This is a genomic window from Agreia sp. (genome assembly GCF_964263775.1).
Taxonomy (GTDB): Bacteria; Actinomycetota; Actinomycetes; order Actinomycetales; family Microbacteriaceae; genus Agreia.
This window is the reverse complement of sequence record NZ_CAXVWM010000195.1, coordinates 1-2,993: the sequence shown is the minus strand read 5'-3', so window position 1 is coordinate 2,993 and position 2,993 is coordinate 1. Positions and strand designations below refer to the sequence as shown.

Here is a 2,993-nt window from a genome sequence, read left to right as displayed (position 1 = left end):
GAGGGTGTGGCCGAGCAGAACCGCGACCGACGCGGTGTCGTGTCGCGCAGCATCCAAGGCCGTGTACCGGGCGTCGCGGGCCGCGGCCTCGAGCCCGCCCGCGCCCGGCCCGGCATCCACGTCGACGAGCCGCACGAGCACCGGATCGAGGCCCAGCGCCCGCGCCTGCTCGGCGGCCCTCGCGGCGACCCGCGCCGAATCGCCCTGCAGGCCGTGGTCGACGATCACGGCCCCGGCCCGCAGCCCCGCTCGGGGCGCCTCGAATGCCGTCGCGGCGGCGAGGGCCAGCGAATCGGGTCCGCCGCTGAGCGCCACGAGCACCAGCGGCGCGTCATCGGATGGCCGCAACGCCCCGAGCGACTCGCGCACGGCGCGGCGCACGTCGGCGATCGCCGGCGTCAGTCGGGGGCGACGTTCGGAGTGAGTCTCGGGGGGCATCCAGTAACGTTATTGCAGTTCACGACCCACGAAGGAGAACCGCCGGCATGGCTGCTTACGACGCGATCATCGAGATTCCCAAGGGAAGCCACAACAAGTACGAAGTAGACCACGAGACCGGGCGCGTGTTCCTCGACCGTGTGCTGTTCACCTCGTTCGTCTACCCCACCGACTACGGATTCTTCGAGAACACCCTCGGGCTCGACGGCGATCCGGTCGACGTGCTGGTGCTGCTCGAGTACCCGCTGTTCCCGGGCGTCGGCGTCTCGGTTCGCCCGGTGGCCGTGTTCAACATGACCGACGACGGCGGCTCCGACGCCAAGGTCATCGCCGTTCCGGCCAAAGACCCCCGCTGGGCGCATATTCAAGACATCGACGACATCCCCGAGTCGACCCGCAGAGAGATCGAGCACTTCTTCGAGCACTACAAGGACCTCGAGCCCGGCAAGTGGGTCAAGACCGAGGGATGGCAGAACGCCGCCGCGGCCGAGCAGATCGTGCTCGACGGCATCGAGAAGCTCAAGGCCGAGGGCCACTAGGCGCAAGAACCTCCGGGCCCTTCGACGAGGTCAGGAACGAAGCCCGTTCCCCGGGAACGAAGCCCGTTCCCCGAGCGTGTCGAGGGGCCTCTCTCGTGCGGGCGGTCAGCCGAAGTAGACGCCGCGGTCTGCCATGAAGGGCCGCGGGTCGATGGCACCGCCCCCGACGCGCACCTCGAAGTGCACGTGGCACCCGGTCGAGTTGCCCGTCGTTCCGGCGTAGGCGATGATGTCGCCGGCCGCGACGAACTCGCCCGAATAGACGTTGAGGCTGGAGTTGTGCCCATACCCGGTGCTAACACCGCCGCCATGGTTGATCTCGACGAAGTTTCCGTAGCCGCCGTTGTAGCCCGCGAAGCTGACCTGCCCGGCCGCGGCCGCGTAGACGGGCGCCCCGCAGGTGCCGCTGTTGTAGTTGAGGTCAATGCCCGAGTGCAAGGTGTACGAGCCTGTCACGGGGTTCGTGCGCATTCCGTATTCGTCGGTGGAGTATGCGCCGGGAAACGGGCTGGCCCATCCGCTGGCGGTCGGGCCGGAGCTGCCGCCACCGCCACCGCCGGATGCCGCTGCCGCGGCCGCCGCTTCTGCAGCCGCCGCACGCTCAGCTTCTTTGCGCTTCTCCTCGGCGATTCGTCGCGCCTCGACGCCCGCGTTGTAATCGGCCTCGGTGGCCTGGCGGTTCTGTGAGAGAACGGCGAGCTGTGTCTCGAGTTCGACCTCGTGCGTCTGCTGCGCAGCGAGAGATTCCTCGAGAGCCTGCTGGGCGGCGATCGCCTCGTCGCGCGCGGTCTCGGCCGCTTCGGCGAGGGACTGCAGCGCGTCGCGGGCGACGATGGCCTGGTCGGTGAGTGACTGCGCGGTGTTCTTGTCTTGTTCCGCCGTCGCGTAGAGCTTCGATGCCGAGCCGGTGAGCTGGCTCATCGCGCCCAGCTGGTAGAGCAGGCCGTCGGCCTCGCTCGACTCGCTGGTGAAGAGGTTCACCGAAAGGCCGTTGCCGCCCGACTTGGCCATCAACGCGGCGAGCTGGCCCGCCTGCTTGATCGAGGCATCCGCCGTCGCCTGGGCCGCGGCCGCCTGCGCGTCGAGCTCGTCGGCCGTGAAGGCTGCTGTGTCGTACTTGGTCTGGGCTTCCTGGTACTCGGTTCCCCGCTGAATCGAGAGCGCCTGCGCGGCCGCCGTCGCGTCGCGCAGAGACGCGATGAGGTCTTGGATGCTCTGGATCTCGCTCTGCTTGCTCGACTCGTTCGCCTGGGCTGCCTGCACGTCGTCCCACGTGGGGTACTCGTCGGCGTAAGCCGGGGCGGCGAGCACAGAGCCCGTGATGAGAAGGGCCATCGTGACCGTGATCGAGCCGACGAGGTGGCGAACGCCCCACGGGCCGCGGCGTCGACGTCGACTGGTCGTGGCGTTCACAATTCCCCCGGGCAGTGGTGATGAGCGACTTTGGTCACTCGAGTAACAGTGGCATCAGGCGCCACTCTAGCAACAGAGTGTCGTGTCTACCTGAGATCATGACTGCTGCGGGGCCGAATTCCCGGTTCATTCCGCGTCGAGTCGCGTCTCCGAGCGCCGGTGTCGGGCCGAATTGGCGAGAGCGATGGGTGTGTGGCATACTCGTTGAGTTGTCACCAACGGCCCTATCGTTTAGAGGCCTAGGACACCGCCCTTTCACGGCGGCAGCACGGGTTCGAATCCCGTTGGGGTCACATTGGTAACGGCACGCAGCACGGCAGTACGAGCACGATAATTTCACATGCATGGCCCTGTAGCGCAGTTGGTTAGCGCGCCGCCCTGTCACGGCGGAGGTCGCGGGTTCAAGTCCCGTCAGGGTCGCCAAGGCGACAGGCCCGACCATTACCGGAAGGGCTTTTTGTCTGTGAGCGACTTCGGTCACTCGCCTCTGTAGCTCAGTTGGTAGAGCGTTCGACTGAAAATCGAAAGGTCACCGGATCGACGCCGGTCGGAGGCACTGTCCCATTTCCCGGCTTCTACGGGGAGTGGGACTTTTTGTTCGAC

Annotated in this window: 3 protein-coding genes and 3 tRNA genes; 4 read left to right on the top strand and 2 right to left on the bottom strand. The window is 67.1% G+C overall.

Translation table 11 applies throughout. The annotated features are described in order from the left end of the window. Positions 1-438 (bottom strand): ATP-binding protein (locus tag ACE5CZ_RS14055; protein ID WP_374947955.1); only part of this gene is annotated, 438 nt, incomplete at its 3' end. Between the two features lie 47 nt (positions 439-485). Here ACE5CZ_RS14055 and ppa point away from each other — a divergent pair. After that, positions 486-977, top strand: a complete 492-nt coding sequence (gene ppa, locus ACE5CZ_RS14050; RefSeq protein WP_374947954.1) for an inorganic diphosphatase — start codon at positions 486-488, stop codon at positions 975-977. Positions 978-1,082: 105 nt separating this feature from the next. On the opposite strand, the gene ACE5CZ_RS14045 is transcribed toward ppa, so the two are convergent. Beyond that, positions 1,083-2,390, bottom strand: coding sequence for a peptidoglycan DD-metalloendopeptidase family protein (locus tag ACE5CZ_RS14045; RefSeq protein ID WP_374947953.1), 1,308 nt, complete (start codon positions 2,388-2,390; stop codon positions 1,083-1,085). Between the two features lie 220 nt (positions 2,391-2,610). Between ACE5CZ_RS14045 and ACE5CZ_RS14040 the strand changes: the two genes are divergently transcribed. The 3 genes from ACE5CZ_RS14040 to ACE5CZ_RS14030 all read left to right on the top strand — a co-directional run bounded on the left by ACE5CZ_RS14040 (position 2,611) and on the right by ACE5CZ_RS14030 (position 2,946). Further along, positions 2,611-2,683 (top strand) — tRNA-Glu (locus ACE5CZ_RS14040). Between the two features lie 53 nt (positions 2,684-2,736). After that, positions 2,737-2,813: transfer RNA gene (locus ACE5CZ_RS14035), tRNA-Asp, on the top strand. Between the two features lie 60 nt (positions 2,814-2,873). Beyond that, positions 2,874-2,946 (top strand) — tRNA-Phe (locus ACE5CZ_RS14030). Positions 2,947-2,993 lie beyond the last annotated feature (47 nt).

Coding starts and splice junctions, on each gene's coding strand:
- ppa (WP_374947954.1), top strand. CDS start 486: ATGGCTGCTTACGACGCGATCATCGAGATTCCCAAGGGAAGCCACAAC.